Here is a 21668-nt window from a genome sequence, read left to right as displayed (position 1 = left end):
GATTATAGGCTTCTGTGAAAGACTTTTCAAGAAAAATGGGAGCGCTCCCACTCTCCCATTCCATCACTCATCCTGCTTTTTCACAAGATCCGCCAGCCAGTAGATATCCTTGCTTGACATAAACAGGAATACTGCCGGTTTCTCTTTGGCCAGAAGCTTTGCCCCGTTCTCATCTTCCGGAAGAACGACGGAACCAGGAATCCGCTTCTGCAGATACGTAATATCGATATCCGTGCCATCCTGCTTATCATCGATGCTGGTGAAATCGCAGAGATAGACCTTATCTGCTTTCTCAAGCGCTGAGGCAAAGTCATCTGCGAAGTACAGCACCCGGCTGGCCCGATGCGGCTTGAAGATCGCAACCAGCTTTCTATCCGGGAACCGCTTTCTGGCAGTTTCGACCGTCACCCGCACTTCCGTCGGATGATGTGCATAGTCATCGATATAGATATTGCCGCCGTGTTTCTCAACGACAAACCGCCGCTTGACGCCATGGAAGTTAGAAAGACCCTTCTCGATCACCTCCGGGCTCATGCCTTCCAGCATGCCGACAGTGATGCAGGCAAGACTGTTCAGCAGCAGATGATGCCCGACAAACGTGAAATGGAAGTGGCCGAACTTCGCGCCATGGAACAGCACATCATATTCCATGTCTTCACTGCTTTCCCGGATATTCACTGCCTGCACGTCATCCTGATCCGTTTCCCCATACCAGTAATGCGGAACCTCAGGATTCAGCTTCAGCATTCTTGCCTGAGCATCTTCTCCCCAGAGAATGATGCCCTTGCCCACCTGCATCGAGAACTGCTCATAGGCACTGCGGTAATCCGCTTCATCCCTGAAGTAGTCGACATGATCGATATCGACATTCGTGATGATCGCATAATCCGGATGATACGCCAGGAAATGGCGGCGGAATTCATCTGCTTCCAGAGCAAAGTATTCGGTATCCGCGCTGACATGGCCATCGCCATCGCCGATCAGCCAGCCGGTGCTTCCTTTTTCCTGCAGCATGCATGACAGCATGCCGGTCGTGGTCGTCTTGCCATGGCTGCCGGCCGCCGCGATCGTATGATACTGCTTCGTGAACTCGCCGACGAATTCATGGTAGCGCATGCACGTGCAGGTTGGATTGGACCTGGCGGCAGCGACTTCCGGAAAATCATCGAGGAACGCATTGCCGATGATGACATGCATGCCATCCCTGATGTTGGCCGGGCTGAAATCAGAAATCCGAATGCCGCGGGCATCGAGCGGATCTTCGGTGAAGAAATGCTTCGGAAGATCGCTTCCGGCTACCTCATTGCCGAGGTCCTTCAGCATGCATGCAAGAGCAGCCATGCCGGTGCCCTTGATGCCGATGAACCAGTAGTTCATCTGGTTCCTGCATCCTTCTTCGGTGCATTCACCTTGCCGAACGGCGTGATGTTCTTCGTATCCATGACGACGGTCTCATCGACATCTTCATAGCTGTCATCGGCAGCAGCGGCTGCACTCTGACGCGCAAACTCTTCATCATGGCCATTCAGGATATCATCCAGAGAGAATTCCGGAATGGAATCTTCTGCTTTTCTGGCTTCCTTGGTATAAGTGAGATTCTCCATCTCATTGGACTTCTCGACAGTCTTCTGGATCGTCGTCGGTTCAGCTTCCTTCGAAATGCCGTAGATCGGGCTGATGATCTTCGACACGTTGTTGTCATCATCCAGACCAGTGCGGAATTCCTTGGCCGTTGTCTGCATGGCATCCATGTCTTTCTCATCCACGCCGAACATCGGGGAGATGACCGGCTGGAATTCATAGACCGGAGCAGCCTTGGCAGGCTTTGCGGGCTTGGAAGGCTTCACCGCCGGCTGCGGACGGCTTGGACGGACCGGAGCCGGTTCCGGCTTCTTCGGTTCATCATCTACCGTGATGCCGAGCGTAGTCTTCGGCTTTGCGGTTTCATGCAGAATCTCAGGGTCTGCTTCCAGCGGACGCGGAGAGGCATGCTGAACAGCCGCCGGACGGCGGAATACTTCCTGGTTCTTTTCCGGTTCGCTCTGCTTCGGCAGCGGCTGCGTCACATCGATGCGGTTCATCGTTGTAGCGGTCTGCAGCGGCTTGACCTGAGGTCTTGCCGGTTCGCTGATCGGTTCTTCCTCTTCTGGTTCCGGAGCAGCTTTGCGATGCTTGCGGCGGACAGGAGCTTCTTCTACAGCTTCTTCTTCCTCGTCTTCTTCGAGGTCATCGTCTTCTTCTTCAAATAACAGGTTCTGCAGTTTCTTGAGCATACTTGTTTCTCCTTTTGTTCTGATAAACGCAATATCATTAGTATTTTAAGTGATTTCAGCTAGGTTGTTAAGATGCACTTTCCGCTGAGGCAGAAGGTGACGCTTCCGCATCCTGCTCCTCATTTGCCCCGGTCACTTCTTCGCCATTGACCTGATCATCCGCATCGCCCTGCTGGATATTCTCGTCTTCTTCCGCATCGAAGTTGTCGCCGGCATAGTCGACGCTGCTGTCATAGCCGCTGTCTTCAAACAGTTCGGTGATCGTTCCGCTTTCCGGTGCGATATTCTGGAACAGCTCGAGCTTCTTGCGGGAATAGGAAATGGTCTGCCGCATGGAAAACGTGCTCAGCACCACGCTGTTATTCACTTCGAGTCCTCTGGCCAGCGTCAGCATCTTGCCGGCAATCTGCGCAGCTGCAAGCTCGCTTGCGGAGACTGCGAAGAATTCGGCAGTATCGCTGACGAGATACGTGAACACCTCCGACTTCAGGAGATAGATCCCGACGGAGAAGCTGTGTTCATTGCCATCCCGGTCCAGATAAGTCCCTTCGCTCTTGGCAAGTTCAGTTCCGCCAGTGATTGCTCCGGAAGGATCTGACTCCGACGTATAATAAGCCGCATTGATCACGGAAGGCACATTGAGATTCATGACGAACTTCGTGCCTTCAAAGCAGAATGTATTGCTGGTGAGGCTGGTGCCCATGCGGCCGACATCCGGCTCGAGATAGTACGAATAAAAGCGGTGGTTGTACTCCGCACCGAGAATCGGCTTTTCTTCCGCAGAAGCAAGCCTGTGATTCAGTTCACTCTGCAGGTCGCCCTGATAGGTCGAACACCCTGCCAGAAGAAATGCCGTCAGAACAGGCACGAGAATCTTTCTAACGTTCACGTGTTTATTATACATGATTTCCATCCGGCAAAATCGGGATCGCAGCCAGCTGGTAGATGGGTTGATTGAGGCTCATGAAGCGGCTTTCATATTCCGTGACCGCATCTTCGGGATGCGGGTTGCGGCGGAAGTCGACGGACAGTTCCGTCAGCGTAAAGCCATTCTGCAGAAAGTACAGCACTGAATCCTCAAAGAGACCCTTGTTGTCAGTCTTCATCCGGATGATGCCCTCTTCCGAAAGTAACTGCCGGTAGACGTTCAGGAACTTCTGACTTGAAAGCCGGCGCTTATGGGTATAGGTCTTCGGCCAGGGATCGCTGTAGTTCAGATGAATCACATCGATCTCCCCGTCCGCAAACCATTCAGCCAGATGTTCCGCATCGCCGACAATCATCCGCTTGTTATGCAGATCAGGCGATTCCATTTCCAGAGCTTTGCGGCAGGCGACTCCTGCACAGCTGTGGTCTTTTTCAATGCCTACCCAGCCTTCTTCGGGATACATGGATGCCATGGCATTCAGATAGTCGCCCTTGCCCATGCCGATCTCGACATGGAGCTTCGTGCAGGAGAGCATCTGCTTCCAGGTTCCCCGGCAGGCAGAAGGATCTGCCACCGCATATTCCGGATGGGCTTCCAGATAAGGATCCGCCCATTTCTTCTTTCTCATTCGCATCGTGCATACCTCTTTCGTTTCCGGAAAAAAGAAGGCCGGATGCTATCCGGTCCTCTCTGTTACCGCTTTTCTTCAGTCTTCTTTCTTGCGGAAGACTCTGCGTTCCACGCCTTCGCCTTCATGGCGGTCATTGCCGCGGTGCTCAGTGCGGCTGAACTTCTGCGGCCGCAGCGGCTTCTTCGGCTCGACATATCCCTCCGGCTTGGGCTGGCAGGCTTTCGCGCTGACCTTGACCTTTCCGGCATCATCGACCGAGATGACCTGGACTCTGATCTTGTCGCCGGTATGCAGCGCCTTATGGATATCCTCGGTGCGCTCCCAGGCAATCTCAGAGACATGCAGCAGCGCATCGGTCTGACCGAACAGATTCACGAATGCGAAGCTGTCGCGTACTTCGGATACCGTCGCATCATAGACATCGCCGACCTTTGCTTCACGGGTGATGTCTTCGATGATGCCCTTTGCCTTATCGATCATTTCCTGATCCATATGGTAGATGGCGATCGTGCCATCTTCTTCGACATTGATCTTGACCTGGTTGCAGTCTTCAATGATCTGGTTGATCGTCTTTCCGCCGGTGCCGATCACATCGCGGATCTTGTCCGTCGGAATATGCATGATTGCGAACTTCGGTGCATACTTCGAAACATGATCGCGCGGTGCGGAAATCGTCGCTTCCATGTTGTCGAGGATTTCCATGCGTCCTTTATGAGCCTGGGCAAGTGCTTCCTTCAGAATCTCCTGGGAGATACCGGAAACCTTGATGTCCATCTGCAGAGCCGTGATGCCCTTGCGGGTGCCGGCAACCTTGAAGTCCATATCGCCGTAATGATCTTCCATACCTTGAATATCCGTCAGGATGGAATACGTATTTCCGACCGTGATCAGGCCCATGGCAACACCCGCTACCATCGCCTTGATCGGAACACCGGCTGCCATCAGCGACATCGTGCCGGCACAGATCGAAGCCTGGGAAGAAGAACCATTGGATTCGAGAACTTCTGCAACCGTGCGGATCGTGTACGGGAATTCCTCCACGGACGGAAGCACCTGGCTCAGAGCACGTTCACCAAGGGCGCCATGACCGACTTCACGTCTGCCCGGAGAACCCATGCGGCCGACTTCGCCGACCGAGAACGGCGGGAAGTTGTACTGATGCATGAACCGTTTGGACTTCACTGGCGTCAGATCATCGACGATCTGCGCATCATCCAGCGGACCGAGCGTCGTCACTGAGAGCACCTGCGTCTCGCCGCGGGTGAACATAGCAGAACCATGCACACGCGGAAGCAGATCGACCTGAGAGTTCAGCGGGCGCAGCTCATCGAGCTTGCGTCCATCCGGACGGATCTTCTCTTCCGAGATGAGTCTGCGGACTTCGCCTGCTTCAATCTCGACGCAGTATTCATGAGCCTGCTTTTCTGCTTTCGCCTTGGCAGCATCATTTTCCCAGTTCAGATTCTCGGATACTTCTTTTACCATCTCATCGGTGATTTCATCGATGGTGTGATAGCGTTCCAGCTTTCCTTTGATGGAAACTGCTTTCTCGATGCGCTCTTTGCCATGCTCATCAATATAAGCACGGATGTCCGGATTGATCGTGTAGAGCACGACTTCCATCTTCGGCTTTGCGCAGGCAGCGATGACTTCTTCTTCAATCTCGCACAGCTCGCGGATCGCATCATGGCCGATCTGCAGGGCTTCGAGCATCTCGTCTTCAGAGACTTCCTTCGCCCCCGCCTCAACCATGTTGATGGCTTCTTTCGTGCCGGCAACGGTCAGGCTCAGCGTCGCACGTTCCGCCTGCTCAACCGTCGGGTTGATGACATATTCGCCATCTACCTTGCCGACGATGACCCCGGCAATCGGTCCGTTGAACGGAATATCAGAGACGCAGAGAGCCAGCGAAGAGCCGAACATTGCGGTCATTTCCGGGCTGCAGTCAGGCTCAACGGAAAGCACCGTATTGACGACCTGAACTTCGTTGCGGAACCCTTCCGCAAACAGCGGACGGATCGGGCGGTCGATCAGACGTGCGGTCAGCGTTGCATGTTCCGTCGGACGGCCTTCCCGGCGCAGAAAGCTCTGCGGGATCTGTCCTTCGGCATAGAACTTCTCATTATAGAGCACCGTCAGCGGGAAGAAATCTTCTGCTTTGACTTCCGTGCTGGCTGTTGCGGCGGAAAGAACCACCGTATCGTTGTAGCGGACCAGAACCGATCCGCCGGCCTGCTTTGCCATCTCACCATTTTCAACAGTGATGGTGCGGCCATGAAAATCCCAACTCTTCTTGTACTTCTCCATCTTTTCAGTTACCAATATTTCCTTTTCATCTATTTATAACGGGTCCATTGTACCACAGCAGAACAGCAACCGGAACGGCCAATCTCTGCATAAGAAAGGTCACCTTCAGCGGTGCTGGTTCTGGCTTTTATTGTTCGTATTTTCCTTTATGCGGTGATATCCGAAGAGATTTTGATTGGAACATGAAGAATAAACGGAAACTTACGCGACGATCTGCACTATGGCTTCTGCTGACTTCTCATGATTCGCTGTTACTACGCTTCCGCTGCGCGGCGTTCTCCGACTCACGTGTGCGCTCATGAGACCTCCCGGGGCAGATCCGCATCCTTCCCTCCATAGATCTGCCGTATTTGCATTCCTCAGTTTCTTCCCGCCAAGCTATTGGGTTTGTGCTGTTCAGCACACTTGCCCTGCTTCAGGCTGCTTCATGCGATTCGTATGCCTCAGGCCAGACGTTTGCCTGCACTTTCTTTCAGATTCCACCTCACGATGGACACCCTTGGCGTCCGGCTGGTGGCTGGCGTTGGCAGACTTCGCACCCACAGTGGACTTTCATCGCCAAGATACATGCCATGCCCGGCACACGAAAAAAGCTTCCCGAAGGAAGCTTGCTGGATTCAGACGGAGGTTTTCCAGAGTCCGTGCAGGTTGCAGTATTCATAGACTGCAATCACTTTCTCGTTCTCGAAGAACTTCACTTCCGGCTTGTCGCCCGGTTTAAGCTCCGCAACGCGGAAGCCGTTTTCCGTCTCGAGCACGATCCACTGGATATAATGCTCCGGCAGCATCGGGTGTTCCACGGAACCGACAGTGACGGTGATGACATTGCCTTCTCTGGTCACGACCGGTACATGTTTCTCCTGAGCAGCATCGACGGTATTCGGTTCCAGCACCTTCATTTCCTGGCCGCAGCACATGGTCGGGCACGGGCTGTCCTGAAGCAGAACAGCAATCTTGCCGCATTTCTCGCAGCGAACGAATTTCAATGATTTCATGATGATGTCCTCCTGTGCTCAATATAACCGGATTCAGATTTTCTGTACAGTCATCTGCTCACTCGACGCTCTTGAGGGATTCGACCATGCTGATGTCATGGAGACGTTTCCGCATGAAGCGGTTCACGAGAATGCTGAAGCCGATCGTCAGAAGCACTGACCATAGGATGCTGTCAGGGTCCACTGTCCTGCCGAACATCATCGCATCCATCTCCACTTGCCGCATGATTGTATGATGAAGCAGAACGCCAAGCGGAATGCCGCACAATGCTCCGATCACCGTCAGCACCATATTCTCCTTGTAGATATAGCTCTCCACTTCTCTCTTCCTGAAGCCCAGCACTTTCAGCGTGGCAATTTCGCGCGTGCGCTCGCTGATATTCACGTTGGTCAGATTGCCGAGCACGACAAACGCAAGCGCCATCGAGCTGATGATCAGGACATACACCACCAGATTCAGCGAATGCACGGTATTCTTCCATGTATTCAGAGTGCTGTAGCAGAAGTCGAGGCTTGAGACTTCTGAATATGCGGAAATGGCCTGTTCGCAGGATGCCGGATCCGTTCCATCTTTCAGCTTCAGGAATACGCTGTTCTGTGCAGGAACCGTTCCGAATACGCTCTGATAACAGGCTTCGCTCATCCAGACGAAATGAGACATATACATCTCGGCAATCCCGGCTACTTTCACTTCCTTCACCAGGCCTGCCTTTCCTTCCAGCAGGAACGTATCGCCGATCGCAAGATGCATGTTCTCGCTCATCTTCTCGCTGATGATAACGCCGTCATCACTCAGTGAAATCGGGTCATGGCCGACCCGGGTGCGCAGATCATATGCCTGGCTCAGATCTTCCTCATTCCGGAAAATCATCGCATTCACCGTCTCTTCGAACGAACGGTCCTCCGTATCTGCCTTGGCATTGTAGAACGCGCCACGCACAGTACCTGACACATCCTCCCGGTCCGCGATTTTCTCAGCTGCCTTTGAAAGCTCAGAAGCAGACAGATCATCTTTCAGCGTGATGACTGCATCAATTTGATAGATCTCCTCATACTGGATGCTGACCATGTTATCGATGCTGTCCTGGACTCCGAAGCCTGTGATCAGCAATGCACAGCATCCGGCTACGCCGATCACGGTCATGAAGAACCGCTTCTTGTAGCGGAACAGATTTCGAATGGTCACCTTCCACGTGAAGCTCAGCGAATTCCATACTGTAGGAATCTTCTCAAGGAACGTATTCTTTCCGAGTCTCGGTGCCTTCGGCCGCATGAGCTGAGCAGGCACTTCCTTCATATCCGCTCGCAGCACCTTCCATGACGTCAGCTCCATGACCGCAAGGAACAGAAGATCCGCAATTGCCATCACGCTCCACGAAATCTTCAGCTTCATCGGCGGGAGCACATATTCTATTTTCCAAAGGTAATAGATGATCGGCGGGAAAATAGCGAGACCGAGAACCGTCCCGGCCGCTTCACCGATCAGCGCCGCCATGCCTGCATAGATCAGATAGCTCGATGCACATTCTTTCGGAGTATAGCCCAGTGCCCGCATGATGCCGATCTGGCCGCGCTGCTCTTCGATGAGCCGGGTCATCGTCGTCATGCAAACCAGAGCTGCCACCGCTAAGAAGAAGACCGGAAAGATGCCGGCAATGGCCTTCATCTGATTCACCGACTGCCTATAGCTTTCCGAAGCATAATGACTCAAGCGCGTCAGCACGGTCCAGCTGCCCGCTTCCAGATCCTGGATTTTCTGTTCTCCGGCATCGATCTCTGCTCTGGCATCTTCCAGCTTCTGCGCGCCATCTGCTTTCTGTGTTTCCAGTTCAGCTTCGCCATCCTGCAGTTTCTGCTTGCCTTCAGCAAGTTCTGCTTCGGCATCCGCAATCTTCTGCCTGTTTGCTTCAAGCTCCGCCCAGCCATCATCAATCTTCTGCTGGCCTTCATCTATTGCCGCATACAGCTCCGTCGCCGCATTGACCGTTTCCGCATACGCACGATCCAGCTGAGCCTGGGCATCATCAATCTGCTTCTGGCCGTCTGCCAGCTGATTCTGAATCGACGTCTTCTGATCCTGAAGCGCCTGGATCTGAACCGGAATCGCAGCTTTCAGTTCGGCAGCCGTTGAGGTCTCCGTGAGTCCCATCTGATCCGTCAGCGCCTTCAGATCCGGCTGGCCTGCAAGAAGAATTGAGATCGGCAGCTGATCCGGGATCGCTTCCAGCTGCGCGGCAAGCTGATCAAGATTGTTCTTTCTCGTGCGAAGATCCCCCAGCGTCTGATCTTCATAAGGGGACAAGGCAGCAGCGCTTTCTTCATCCCCTGCTGCCTGCACCTGGGCAATGATCGTGCTCACTGGAGTCTCATCCGGCAAGTCTGCCAGAGGTTCCAGGAGAGCTGAAAGTCCTGAGGAAGCAGTCTTGCATGCATTGATCAGATCCTGCACTGTATTTGTCTCTGAAAGGCCAAGCGACTCTGCCGCGGCAGAAATCGGCTGGCTCTGTTCTTCTGAGAGAGACTGATACAGCATCGTAAGCTGGATGGATTCATTGAGATGCGTCAGCTGTTCCTGCAGGGTATTGAGCTGTTCAATACCTGTATCGATCTGCTGGATGCCTGCTTCGGCCTGACTCTTCTGTTCTGCGAATTCCTGCTTGCCCTGATCAAGTTTTGTCTGGCCGGCAGAAATCTCAGCCCGGGCATCAAGGATCTTATTCTCGTTCGTATACTTCTGACTCAGCAGTTCTTCCTGAGACTGCTTCAGTTTCGCTTCTCCGTCGGAAATCTGCGTTTTGCCATCTGCGATCTGCCGTTCTGCGTCCTGGATCTGCTTTCTGGAATCTTCCAGCTGCTGCTCTGCATCTGCAATCGAAGTATCATATTCATTCTTTCCGTCTTCGTATTCCTGCTTCGCATCATTTAGTTTCTTTTCCGCTTCAGCGACGACTGCATCCCGGTGGTGTTCCGCCTGGGTGACGCCGAGGTCTTCGATCTCTTTCTGAACGCTTTCCGTATAGGCGTAATACGCATCTGAGAATTCATCATAGTTTTTCCCATGCACGGTCACGACATTAAGCTCCGTGTCATAGTCCATGGAAAAACAGGATTCCATCACATACAGATACGTGCTGATCGCCTGGTTGCTGAGGGTGCTGCTCTCCTTGGTCTCATTGAGATACAGCGGCGTATCGATCGTGCCGACGATCGTGACCTCATCGATATTCAGATAATCGGAAAGATCATCAGATGGTCTGGACAGCGTTACGGTACTGCCGATCGCAAAGCCAGACGTCCCATCAGTTCCTGCTTCGGCCAGAGCTTCATGTTCATTTTCCGGAAGTCTTCCCTCTCTCAGCTGAAACTGATTGATCGTATCATCAGGGTTATAGGCATGGACGCGGGTGACCCGGATCGAAGAACCGGAAGCTGCATAAACATCTGCAAACTTCGTTCCCTCGGCATCCGCGACTTCATCGAGCACTTTCACTGCGTCAATATCATCTTCATCAAAGCCGTAATTGGAATAGACCGTGATGTCCTTCAGATTCAGTTCATCATTATAGACCTGCACCGAATACGACATCACCGTCCCCGAAGAAACAAGGCCCAGGAAAAACGCAACGCCGATTGCCACAATCGCGGTCAGCGAAAAAAAACGGCTTCGCGTCGTATGGATCATGCGCTTCAGATTTTTCTTCCTGGTTTTGTTCATCCTTACCACTCAATCTCCGAAATGTCTTCCGGATGCGGATTTACCTCATCCGAAACCACCCTGCCGGAGCGCAGTGAAATCACCCGATCGCCCATCGGGCAGATCGCAAGATTATGCGTGATGATCACCACCGTCATGCCAGTCATTCTGGCAGTATTCTGCAATAGCTTCAGAATCTGCTTGCCGGTCACATAATCGAGAGCACCGGTCGGCTCATCGCATAAGAGCAGCTTCGGATTCTTGGCAAGGGCTCTTGCGATGGCAACCCGCTGCTGTTCGCCGCCGGAAAGCTGGCTCGGAAAATTGTTCATGCGGTCTTTCAGGCCGACCTGCTCCAGCGTCCTGGCCGGGTCGAGCGGGTTGCGGCAGATTTCCGAAGCAAGCTCCACATTCTCCAGAGCGGTCAGATTCTGCACGAGATTATAGAACTGGAATACGAAGCCGATATCATAGCGGCGGTAGTCGGTCAGCTGTCGCTCATTCATCTGATCAACGCGGACACCGTCTGCTTCGACGATGCCGGAGGTTGCCGTATCCATGCCGCCGAGAATATTCAGAACCGTGGACTTTCCGGCTCCGGAAGCACCGGCAATGATCGTGATCGAGCCCTTGACGATGGAAAACGAAATGCCGTCCAGGGCATGGATTTCGACTTCGCCCTGCTGATAGATCTTCGTGACATCTTCAAACCGGATAAAACTCATGGAGGCCTCCTGATGTGTAAATCATTATAAAGAAAAACAGACATTTCTGTCTGCTTTTCCATGAAATCTCATGAGGTACGATTACTTGCGGAGACCGAGCTTGGAAACCAGATCACGGTAGCGGTTGACATCCGTGCGCTTCAGGTATTCCAGCAGGTTCTTGCGGCGTCCTACCATTGTAGCAAGTCCGCGGTTGGAAGAATAATCCTTGTGGTTATTCTGCATGTGGACCGTCAGACGGTTGATCTGCTCTGTCAGCATTGCGACCTGTACTTCGACAGAACCGGTATCGCCTTCCTTGCGGCCGTATTCGCGGATGATTTCAGCTTTCTTTTCTTTCTCTAACATGTGTTTTTCCTCTTCTTTCTTCTAAGTCCTTCTAGTCCGAGCTGACGTTCAGAGGTACGTGCATCCCAGGCTGAAAGCACTAACTAATTTATCAGAACTGACTGCTTCCTGCAAGATTATTTCATTCCTCAGGCAGGAATTCCTCCAGAACCGTATTCAGAATCTCATAGCTCTTCTTCGTGCATGCCAGATACCGTTCCTCTTCTTTCAGCCAGCCCTTCTGAAGAAGGCGGCTGATGACGCTGCCGTAGACTTCATTGACATCGATGCCGAAGGTCTCCTGAAACAGCTTCCGGTCAAGACCTCTCACTAAGCGCAGCGACATCATGACCATTTCAAAGCGGGCATCTGCTTCGGAAAGCAGAATCTTCTTCACCGCCAGCGGATCTTCCAGGTATTCCTTCAGCGTGCCATGATCATAGCGCAGCAGCCCTTCCTTGCCGGACGCTCCTGCTGAAATGCCATAAAAGTCCCGGTAATTCCAGTACATCAGATTATGGCGCGATTCATAGCCGCGAAGTGCGAAATTGGAGATCTCATACTGCTGATAGCCATGTTCCGGAAGCGTCCTGCAGATCCATTCATACATGTCTGCCTCCGCATCATCATCGAGATGATTCAGCTTCCTGGCAGCAAATGCAGTTCCTTGTTCGATCGTCAGCGAATACAGCGAGAGATGCGCAGGCTTCAGATCCATGGCATGATATACCGCCTGCTGCAGCTGGGCCATGGTCTGACCAGGCAGCGAATACATGAGGTCCAGCGAGAGATTCGCGATCCCATGCCTCCTCAATAATTCCATGCAGGCAGCCGTATCTTCATAAGAATGATGGCGGTTCATCAGCGCAAGCAGCTTCGGATTATCACTCTGATAGCCGATCGATGCCCGATTGATGCGATGTCGTGCCAGGCATTCTGCCTTGGCTTCATCGAGGGTTTCCGGGTTGACTTCAATCGTGTATTCTTCTGCTTCTTCCGCATACGGATCCAGCATGGAAAGCAGCACTTCCAGCTGGGTGAGAGAAAGCGCAGTCGGCGTGCCGCCGCCCAGATAGATCGTCTTCAGAGAAGCGGACCGGACCCTTGCCGACAGCTCCTGTTTCAGGGCTTTCAGCCAGGCATCTGCCCGCTCTATGCGATATGGCTCGTGCGTGAAATCGCAGTAGGCACAGATTGAGCGGCAGAACGGGACATGCACATAGAGTGCTTCCGGATGATCAGTGCGAATCATCGTCCATGGACAGAACCGACATAAAGGCTTCCTGCGGAATCACGACGGAACCGACTGCCTTCATGCGCTTCTTGCCTTCTTTCTGCTTCTCGAGCAGCTTCTTCTTCCGGCTGATATCTCCGCCATAGCACTTGGCAAGCACGTTCTTGCGCACCGCCTTGATATTCGTGCGGGCAATCACCTTGCCGCCGATCGCAGCCTGAACCGGAATCTCAAACTGCTGCTTCGGGATCAGCTCCTTCAGCTTCACGGTGATCGCCGATCCTCTGGCATACGCTTCCGAGCGATGGATGATGACCGAAAGCGCATCGACCACCTCTCCATTGAGCAGGATATCCATGCGGACCAGGTCATCCGTGCGATAGCCAATCGGTTCATACTCAAGGCTTGCATAGCCCTTGGTGCAGCTTTTCAGCTTGTCAAAGAAGTCAAAGATGATCTCAGAAAGCGGCATCTCATACGTCAGCGTATTTCTGCCGGTATCGATGACTTCCATGCCTTTGTAGATGCCGCGCTTTTTCTGGCAGAGCTCCATGACCGGGCCGATGAAGGTATCAGGCACCATGATCTCTGCTTTGACATACGGTTCTTCGACACGGTCGACTTTGGACGCATCCGGCATCTTGGCCGGGTTGTCGATCTCCAGCATCGTGCCATCAGAAAGAAAGACATGATAGATCACCGAAGGAGCTGTCGCGATCAGATCGAGATTGTATTCCCGCTCAAGCCGTTCCTGGACGACATCCATATGCAGCAAGCCCAGGAAGCCGCAGCGGAATCCGAAGCCGAGGGCTTGCGAGGTTTCCGGTTCATACTGCAGGCTGGCATCGTTGAGCTGAAGCTTGTCGAGCGCATCATGAAGGTCCTGGAACTTGGCCGCATCGCTCGGATACAGGCCGCAGTAGACCATCGGATTCAGTTTCTTGTAGCCGGGAAGAGGCTTGTCTGCAGGATTGTCTGCGGAAGTGACGGTATCGCCGACCCGGACATCATGGATGTCCTTGATCGAAGCCGCAAACCACCCGACATCCCCGCATACCAGCGTATGGACCGGGACTTCTTTCGGGTTGCGGATGCCGGCTTCAAGCACTTCATATTCAGCACCGGTTGCCATGAAGCGGATATGATCGCCGACATGGATCTCGCCCTGCCGGATGCGGACAAGCGCAATGACACCGCGGTAGCTGTCATAGATGCTGTCGAAGACAAGCGCCTGCAGCGGTGCTTTCGGATCTCCGGACGGAGCCGGGATCTTGTGCACAATCTGCTCGAGCACCTGATCGACATTGAGACCGGTGCGGGCGCTGATCTTAGGAGCTTCTGAGCAGTCTAATCCGATGATGTTCTCGATCTCATGGCGGACCCGTTCCGGCTGGGCATTGTTCATGTCCACCTTATTGATGACTGGCAGGATCTCGAGATTGTTATCCAGGGCAAGATACGTGTTGGCAAGCGTCTGCGCCTGGACGCCCTGGGTCGCATCGACGACGAGGATCGCTCCTTCGCAGGCCGCAAGCGACCTGGATACTTCATAGGAAAAGTCAACATGCCCTGGCGTATCGATCAGGTTGAACAGATATTCCTGTCCATCCTTTGCATGATAGGAAAGCTGCACGGCATTCAGCTTGATCGTGATGCCGCGTTCCCGTTCCAGATCCATGTCATCGAGGATCTGAGCTTTCATATCGCGTTCCTTGACGGTATCCGTCATCTCGAGGATGCGGTCTGCCAGGGTGCTCTTGCCATGGTCGATATGAGCGATGATGCAGAAATTGCGGATATGGTTCTGGTCAATCATGGATTACCTCATTCAAACTGCCTGCCGATCAGATTCCGGCCGGCGCCATTCATAAATGCGTCCGCATCCATGGCATTCTTGCCCTGCATCTGCAGGCGGAATACCTTCAGGATACCGCCCCTGCAGGCGATGCGCATCGCATGGTTCTGGATATCAAGAATTGTTCCCGGGACAGCCGGTTCTTCGGTCTGCTCCATGCGCACTTCCAGGAACTTGATGCGCTTATTGTCAATCATTCCGTAAGGACCTGGTTCTTCCAGCAATGCCCGGCAGTGGTTGTAAAGCTCCGGCATCTGTTCTTTTTCAAAGAAGATCTGCTCCTCTTCCCGGCTGATGTTGCGAGCGATCGTCTTCTGCCTTTCGTCCTGCGGTTCGCCAGCCAGTTCGCCATTCAGATACTTCGGAAGATTCTCTGACAATAGATCTGCCGCTAACGGAGCAAGTTTCCGGAACAGGTGTCCGGAGGTCTCATCCGGATCAACCGGCACAGAAGTGCGGGCAAAGATCCGGCCGGCATCCATCGCATGAACCATCTCCATCAGGCAGATATCAATCGAGGAATCCCCATTCCAGATCGTCCGCTGGATCGGAGCACCGCCCCGGTATTTCGGCAGGGCACTAGGATGGATGTTCAGACAGCCGAAGCGCGGTGCTTCGAGAATCACATCCGGAACAAACTGCCCGTAAGCACAGGTGATGATGAGATCCGGCTTCATTGCAAGGACCCCTTCCGGTTCCTCTTTCAGATTTCTCGGGGCGATGCATGACGTCCCATGTGCTTCTGCCAGCGCATGAACCGGAGTCGGTTCAATGAGATGTTTCCGGCCGATGGGACGGTCCGGCTGCGAAACGACACCGACGACCTGATGGCCGTCTTCATAGAGACGATTCAGAATTGCTGCCGCAAATTCTGCGGTTCCGAAGAAAACGATACGGATGGAATCCATGAGCGGGTACCTCCTTGGAAAATTCTCCGTCATTATACCGTATTCCTGCTCGTTCCGGACGTTGCAATTTGAAAGGCCGTAGGTTATAATTCTTTCGTTTGAAACGAAGGAGGTGTGTTCCATGGCAAATATCAAGTCCCAGAAGAAGCGTGCAATCACCAATGCTAAGCGCCAGGCTGCCAATACTGCTAAGCGGACTGAAGTCAAGAATGCGATCAAGGGTGTTCTGACTGCGGTTGAAGCAAAAGATGCAGACGCTGCCAAGAAGGCATATGATCATGCAAACTCGGTTCTGGATAAGGCAGTTGCTGCTCATATCAAGAAGGGCAACTATGCTGCACGCCAGAAGTCCCGTCTTGCCAAGGCTGTTAATTCCATTAACGGCTGAGACGATCAGAAGCGTTGAAAAATATACCCTGTCGGCTGACAGGGTGTTTTTTTTATGGATTGACAGATTCGTAAATTGCAAGCCGCCGGGACAGTCTGGCAGCTGTCTCATCTTCCGGACGCTTCGAGAGAATCATGCTCAGAAGTTCTGCCTGCTTCTGACAGTCTTCGAGAAACAGCGGACTTCTTTCGTTCAGAAGACATGGTCCGAGCAGAATCTCACGGTCTGCATAAGGCGCATGTTCCTGCATGCTGAACGAGACAGCGGTATAGACCTTGCCCCGGTCATTGACCATGCATTCCTCATGAATGGTCTTCCTGCGATCGCTGATCCACTTTCTCAATAGATCCGTATCACCGTTTACCTGGACGATGATGCGGCGAAACGAAGGAAGCCGTTCCTCTGCCCGTTCGAGAATTGCCTGCGCGGTATACCAGCCCATGCCGGCAATCACTGCGCAATCTGCATCTTCGGGGACCTGAATGAATCCATCGGATAAAATCGCGAAGACTTTTCCTTCCAGATGCTCTGAAGCGATGTTGGTTTTTGCCGCGGATAACGGCCCTTCTGCAACGTCGCAGGCATAAGCTTTCGGGCAGATTCCCCTCTTCACAAGATCAATCGGCAGATAGCCATGGTCGGTGCCGATATCTGCCAGGATCGTTCCTGAGGGAACAAGGGCAGAGATTGCTTTCAGACGCTGGTTCATTTATCGAAGAAATCCTTGAGGCGCTTGGAGCGGGTCGGATGCTTCAGCTTGCGCAGTGCCTTCGCCTCAATCTGACGGATGCGCTCGCGGGTCACATTGAATTCCTTGCCGACTTCTTCCAGGGTTCTGGTTCTGCCGTCATATAATCCGAACCGCAGGCGGAGAACCTTCTCCTCGCGGTCGGTCAGCCCGGACAGGACGGTGTTGATCTCATCCTTGAGCAGCTGATTGTTGGCATACTCATCCGGGGACATCGCATCTTTATCTTCGATGAAGTCGCCGAGATGCGAATCATCTTCCTCGCCGATCGGGGTTTCCAGAGACACCGGTTCCAGCGCGATCTTCTGGATCTCCCGGACTTTTTCCGGAGAGATGCCGTCCATGCGTGCACTGATTTCCTCAGCCGTCGGATCTCTGCCGAGTTCCTGCACGAGCTGGCGCTGAACTCTCGTCAGCTTGTTGATGGTCTCAACCATGTGGACCGGAATGCGGATGGTTCTTGCCTGGTCGGCAATGGCTCTCGTGATGGCCTGACGGATCCACCAGGTCGCATACGTGCTGAACTTGAAGCCTTTGCGGTAGTCGAATTTCTCGACCGCCTTGACGAGGCCCATGTTTCCTTCCTGGATCAGATCCAGAAACAGCATGCCTCTGCCGACGTATTTCTTGGCAATCGAAACGACGAGGCGGAGGTTCGAGGAGATCAGGATGTTCTTGGCTTCCTCATCCCCTGCTTCGATGCGCTTGGCAATCTCCGGTTCATCTTCCGGCTTCAGCAGCGGAACCCGGCCGATCTCTTTCAGATACATCTTGACCGGATCATTCAGCGAGACGCTCGTTCCCCGGCTGGCGCTGGAATACGCACTGCTGATCGCCCGGGACATGCTGGCGACGGTTTCGACGGAGCTGTCTTTCTCATCTTCTTCCTCATCGCCGGTATCTTCGGGACGATCGTCTTCTTCCTCTTCTTCTTCGTCCTCGAGGTCCATGTCTTCTTCCGAGCTCAGCGCTTCGATGTCTTCTTCTTCCGAGACGGTCATGCCCTCTTCGCTGAACCAGTTCCAGAGAGCTTCCATATCGTCATCGGTCATATCAAGACGGGACAGAGAGGCCAGAATATCCTTCTGATAGATCTCCCCGTCTTTCATATAGACTCTGCGGAATTCTTCCTTCAGCTCATCCAGGGTCTTTAGTTCCTTGTGCTTGTCAGCCGTCCGGTAGATCTCGATCTGGGTATGAGCATCTTCTCTTACCGGCTTTTCAGAAGGAACCGGTACCTGGTAAGTCCAGGCGGTCTCGTTGTCTGCTTCCGGCAGCGGACCAGGAATATAAGCAGGAAGCTTTCCTGCTTCAAAAGCAGCAGTATTCTCTTTCAGGATTTCCTCATCCTGAAAGATCTCTCTGCGGATTGCAGCAGCTTCCATCATGGAGGCACGCTGTTTCCGGATTGCAGCCTGGTGGCTGCGGGCATTTCCGGAGTATGCAGGCTTCTTCAATGCAGATCCTGCCGGCTTTGTTTCAGCTGTTTCTGTTTTCTTCATCTAGGTACCTCCGTAATTCTTTCAGGCATTCCTGATATTCATTCAGGATGACTTCACGTGTTTCACTGTTCATCGGTGCGGATAGCTGTTCCCGGAAGGCATCAGCCTGCAGGGAACGCACGCTGATCAGCACTTTGCGGATCGCCCCATCGAGGATGCTTTCGTCATACTCTGCCGAATACGCCCAGGAATCTGCAAGCTTGGAGATCAGGTTCTTCTGTTCCTGGCTGTCCGCTTCATCAATCAGAGAAGCGGGTTCAATCTGATCATGCGTGCGGTAGGCATCCACGATCATCATGGCAACCGCATTCCGATCCGGATCAGTCAGATATCCGAGCTTCTCTTCAAATCTTGCCGATGCACTTCTGCTTGCCAGCATCATCGCCAGGATCTGCTCTTCTGCTTCGCTCGTGCCATCCGGCGTCTTTGTGGGAATACTCTGCTTCGGCACATAGGCTGCCGTCCGGTTCTTCGGCGTGTAATCCAGCCGGAATCCGGAAAGCCTGGAAAGTTCTTCCGTAAAATGGCGGCGGTCAAATTCATCATCAAGCTGATCGATCTCGGCCTGGGCTTTGCGGACAAAGTCTTTCTTTTCCTGATAGCTGTCGAAGTTCGTATGCTTCGAGAGATAGTTCAGGACAAATTCCATCCAGGTGATCTCGGACTTGGCCAGCTGCTGCAGTGCTTCCGCACCGCGCTGGCGGATGATTTCATCCGGATCAAGACCGGTCTTGTTGTCGATCACGGAGACGACGCAGCCCTGAGCTCTGGCCATGCGGGCAGCCCGCCAGGTTGCGGCCTGGCCCGGATCGTCGCCGTCATAGCAGAATACGATCTTTGCGGCAAGGTTCTTCAGGATGCCGATCTGATGCTCAGTGCAGCTCGTGCCCAGAGTGCAGACAGCATTGTCCATGCCGGCTCTGGCAAAGGCGATGACATCGGTCACGCCTTCGCAGACGTAGATCTTTCCTTCTCTGCGGGAGGCGGTTCTTGCCCGGTGGGCATTGTAGACCAGATCGCTCTTATGGAACAGTTCGGTGTCTGTGGTATTGATGTATTTGGAAGGATTCTCCGGATCGATCGTTCTCGCGGAGAAGCCGATCGGATTTCCTTCGGCGTCATGAATCGGAAATGTGATGCGGCCGCTGAAGACGTCATGAAGACCAGAGGCAGATGTACGGACCACATTGCATGCGGTCATGTCGCTGTCTTCAAAGCCTTTGGCTTCGAGGAATGCATGCAGCGCATCGCCAGGCGGATTGTAGCCGATTGAGAATTTCTCTCGGACGGCCTCATCGAGACCGCGTTTCTCAAGATATGCTTTCTCGGCTTCTGCCTGGGCGGTATTCATCTGATACATCGTCCAGCGGATCGTCTCATTGAGAATCCGGTGCAGGACTTCGATATGCGGGTCTTCCTGCTTCTTCGGTGCACTGACATGCACGGAAAGCGGATAGCCGACCAGGTCTGCCACATGCTCCACCGCTTCCGGAAACGAGATGTTCTCGTAGTTCTGGACGAAGGTGAAGACATTGCCTCCGGCTCCGCATACGAAGCATTTGTAGATCTGCCGGTCCGGCGAGATCGTCATGGAAGGAGAATGATCATCATGAAACGGGCATAGTGCGACATAGCCGCTTCCCTTCCGGGTTACCTGCAGATATTTTCCGATGACCTGGACAATATCGGCCTTCTTCCGGATCGCATCGATTTCTTCTTCTGGTATTCTCGCCATTCAGGTCCTTTCTAGAAACGGATCTCCTTGCAGATGCGGCTGCGGACTTCTTCGACGCTCAGTCTCTCCTGCTGCATCGTATCGCGGCTGCGGATGGTTACGGTTCCATCTGCCAGGGTCTGATCATCGACCGTGATGCAGTATGGCGTGCCGATCTCATCCTGACGGCGGTAGCGCTTGCCGATGGAGCCGGCTTCATCGTATTCCGTCTCGAAATCATAGCTCAGTTCCTTGCGGATCTTCAGAGCGGTCTCACTGTGTGCCTTCTTCTTCAGCGGGAGCACAGCTGCTTTGACCGGTGCGAGCACCGGGCTGAAATGCATGACGATGCGGGTATCGCCGTTCTCCAGCTGCTCCTCATCATACGCATCCGTGAAAAACATGAAGAACAGACGTTCGACACCGACAGCCGGTTCGACAACATACGGAAGATACTTCTCATTGGTGACCGGATCCAGATACGTCAGATCCTTGCCGGAATGATTCTGGTGCTGGGTCAGGTCATAATCGGTACGATCTGCAATGCCCCAGAGTTCGCCCCAGCCCCACGGGAACTTGTATTCGATATCCGTGGTAGCCTTGGAATAAAAGCTCAGTTCTTCCTTGGCGTGATCACGGAAGCGGAGATTCTCCTTGTTTCCGCCGAGACTCAGGATCCAGTCCATGCAGAACTGGCGCCAGTAAGGGAACCAGTCATCATCGGTTCCCGGCTTGCAGAAGAATTCCATTTCCATCTGCTCGAATTCACGCGTGCGGAAGATGAAGTTGCCCGGCGTGATCTCATTGCGGAAGCTCTTGCCGATCTGGCCGATGCCGAACGGAAGCTTCTTGCGGTAAGCACGCTGCACATTCTTGAAATCGACGAACATGCCCTGGGCAGTCTCCGGACGGAGATAGATCGTACTCTTGGCATCTTCCAGCGTTCCCTGGAACGTCTTGAACATCAGGTTGAACTGACGGATCGGCGTAAAGTCATGGCTGCCGCAATCCGGGCACGGGATGTTGTTGTCCTTGATGTACTGCTCCATCTGCTCGTTCGTCCAGCCTTCGCAGCTGACTTTTCCGCCCGACCAGTTCTCGATCAGCTGGTCTGCGCGATGACGGGTCTTGCACTGCTTGCAGTCCATCAGCGGATCGCTGAATCCCTTCAGGTGTCCGGAAGCTTCCCAGACTTTCGGATTCATCAGAATCGCTGCCTGGATCTCCACATTATTCGGATCTTCCTGAATGAACTTCTTCTGCCATGCTTTCTTGATATGATCCTTTAAAAGGACTCCGTAAGGTCCGAAGTCCCAGGTATTGCTAAGTCCGCCGTAAATTTCAGAACCCTGGAACACGAATCCGGTGTTCTTGGCATGCTGAACAATAGTATCGAATGTCTTTTCCATAAATGGCACGCAGTCTCTCCTTACTATATA

At 53.3% G+C, this 21668-nt stretch carries 17 protein-coding genes; 1 reads left to right on the top strand and 16 read right to left on the bottom strand.

What is annotated here, in order from left to right:
- Window positions 1–63: 63 nt before the first annotated feature.
- From murC to fmt, 12 genes are all read right to left on the bottom strand, one after another.
- Window positions 64–1377 (bottom strand): UDP-N-acetylmuramate--L-alanine ligase, encoded by a 1314-nt coding sequence (gene murC / locus C7E00_RS07320; RefSeq protein WP_105303671.1) that lies wholly within the window; start codon window positions 1375–1377, stop codon window positions 64–66.
- A complete protein-coding gene (locus C7E00_RS07315) occupies window positions 1374–2273 on the bottom strand; it encodes a hypothetical protein (protein ID WP_105303670.1) in 900 nt (299 codons plus the stop codon). The genes murC and C7E00_RS07315 overlap by 4 nt, the downstream gene beginning before the upstream one ends.
- A 67-nt stretch (window positions 2274–2340) precedes the next feature.
- A complete protein-coding gene (locus C7E00_RS07310) occupies window positions 2341–3177 on the bottom strand; it encodes a hypothetical protein (RefSeq protein ID WP_105303669.1) in 837 nt (278 codons plus the stop codon).
- Entirely contained in the window at window positions 3170–3829 is a 660-nt protein-coding gene (gene trmB, locus C7E00_RS07305) for a tRNA (guanosine(46)-N7)-methyltransferase TrmB (RefSeq protein WP_338022634.1), read from the bottom strand. Before trmB ends, C7E00_RS07310 begins: the two co-directional genes overlap by 8 nt.
- 78 nt (window positions 3830–3907) lie before the next feature.
- On the bottom strand, window positions 3908–6139 hold the full coding sequence (gene pnp, locus C7E00_RS07300) for a polyribonucleotide nucleotidyltransferase (RefSeq protein WP_105303667.1): 2232 nt from the start codon (window positions 6137–6139) through the stop codon (window positions 3908–3910).
- Between the two features lie 617 nt (window positions 6140–6756).
- Window positions 6757–7134: a desulfoferrodoxin family protein gene (locus C7E00_RS07290; protein ID WP_105303665.1), complete on the bottom strand. Its 378-nt coding sequence runs from the start codon at window positions 7132–7134 to the stop codon at window positions 6757–6759.
- 58 nt (window positions 7135–7192) lie between these two features.
- Window positions 7193–10849 (bottom strand): FtsX-like permease family protein, encoded by a 3657-nt coding sequence (locus C7E00_RS07285; RefSeq protein WP_105303664.1) that lies wholly within the window; start codon window positions 10847–10849, stop codon window positions 7193–7195.
- 2 nt (window positions 10850–10851) lie between these two features.
- Window positions 10852–11553, bottom strand: coding sequence for an ABC transporter ATP-binding protein (locus tag C7E00_RS07280; protein WP_105303663.1), 702 nt, complete (start codon window positions 11551–11553; stop codon window positions 10852–10854).
- An 81-nt stretch (window positions 11554–11634) separates the two neighbouring features.
- Window positions 11635–11901, bottom strand: coding sequence for a 30S ribosomal protein S15 (gene rpsO, locus C7E00_RS07275; protein ID WP_105303662.1), 267 nt, complete (start codon window positions 11899–11901; stop codon window positions 11635–11637).
- A gap of 121 nt (window positions 11902–12022) precedes the next feature.
- The gene (gene hemW, locus C7E00_RS07270; RefSeq protein ID WP_105303661.1) at window positions 12023–13132 is read right to left on the bottom strand and encodes a radical SAM family heme chaperone HemW; all 1110 of its coding nucleotides are present in this window, start codon (window positions 13130–13132) and stop codon (window positions 12023–12025) included.
- The gene (gene lepA, locus C7E00_RS07265) at window positions 13119–14927 is read right to left on the bottom strand and encodes a translation elongation factor 4 (RefSeq protein ID WP_105304894.1); all 1809 of its coding nucleotides are present in this window, start codon (window positions 14925–14927) and stop codon (window positions 13119–13121) included. Before lepA ends, hemW begins: the two co-directional genes overlap by 14 nt.
- 11 nt (window positions 14928–14938) lie before the next feature.
- Complete coding sequence (gene fmt, locus C7E00_RS07260; protein WP_105303660.1) at window positions 14939–15877, bottom strand: methionyl-tRNA formyltransferase; 939 nt, start codon at window positions 15875–15877, stop codon at window positions 14939–14941.
- A 121-nt stretch (window positions 15878–15998) separates the two neighbouring features.
- Between fmt and rpsT the strand changes: the two genes are divergently transcribed.
- Window positions 15999–16265 (top strand): 30S ribosomal protein S20, encoded by a 267-nt coding sequence (gene rpsT, locus C7E00_RS07255; protein WP_105303659.1) that lies wholly within the window; start codon window positions 15999–16001, stop codon window positions 16263–16265.
- Between the two features lie 52 nt (window positions 16266–16317).
- Here the strand turns inward: rpsT and C7E00_RS07250 are convergent, their stop codons facing one another.
- From C7E00_RS07250 to C7E00_RS07235, 4 genes are all read right to left on the bottom strand, one after another.
- On the bottom strand, window positions 16318–16974 hold the full coding sequence (locus tag C7E00_RS07250) for a tRNA (adenine(22)-N(1))-methyltransferase (RefSeq protein WP_105303658.1): 657 nt from the start codon (window positions 16972–16974) through the stop codon (window positions 16318–16320).
- Complete coding sequence (gene rpoD / locus C7E00_RS07245; RefSeq protein WP_105304893.1) at window positions 16971–18122, bottom strand: RNA polymerase sigma factor RpoD; 1152 nt, start codon at window positions 18120–18122, stop codon at window positions 16971–16973. The genes C7E00_RS07250 and rpoD overlap by 4 nt, the downstream gene beginning before the upstream one ends.
- Before the next feature lie 370 nt (window positions 18123–18492).
- Window positions 18493–20250 carry a DNA primase gene (gene dnaG / locus C7E00_RS07240; RefSeq protein WP_105303657.1) on the bottom strand — a complete coding sequence of 586 codons (1758 nt, stop codon included), beginning with the start codon at window positions 20248–20250 and terminating at the stop codon, window positions 18493–18495.
- An 11-nt stretch (window positions 20251–20261) separates the two neighbouring features.
- Window positions 20262–21638 carry a glycine--tRNA ligase gene (locus C7E00_RS07235; RefSeq protein WP_105303656.1) on the bottom strand — a complete coding sequence of 459 codons (1377 nt, stop codon included), beginning with the start codon at window positions 21636–21638 and terminating at the stop codon, window positions 20262–20264.
- Window positions 21639–21668 lie beyond the last annotated feature (30 nt).

The organism is Anaerolactibacter massiliensis (assembly GCF_900290205.1).
Lineage (GTDB): Bacteria > Bacillota_I > Bacilli_A > Erysipelotrichales > Erysipelotrichaceae > Bulleidia > Bulleidia intestinalis.
Note: the sequence above shows the minus strand (reverse complement) of the source record. Positions and strands in the feature narration are given on the sequence as shown.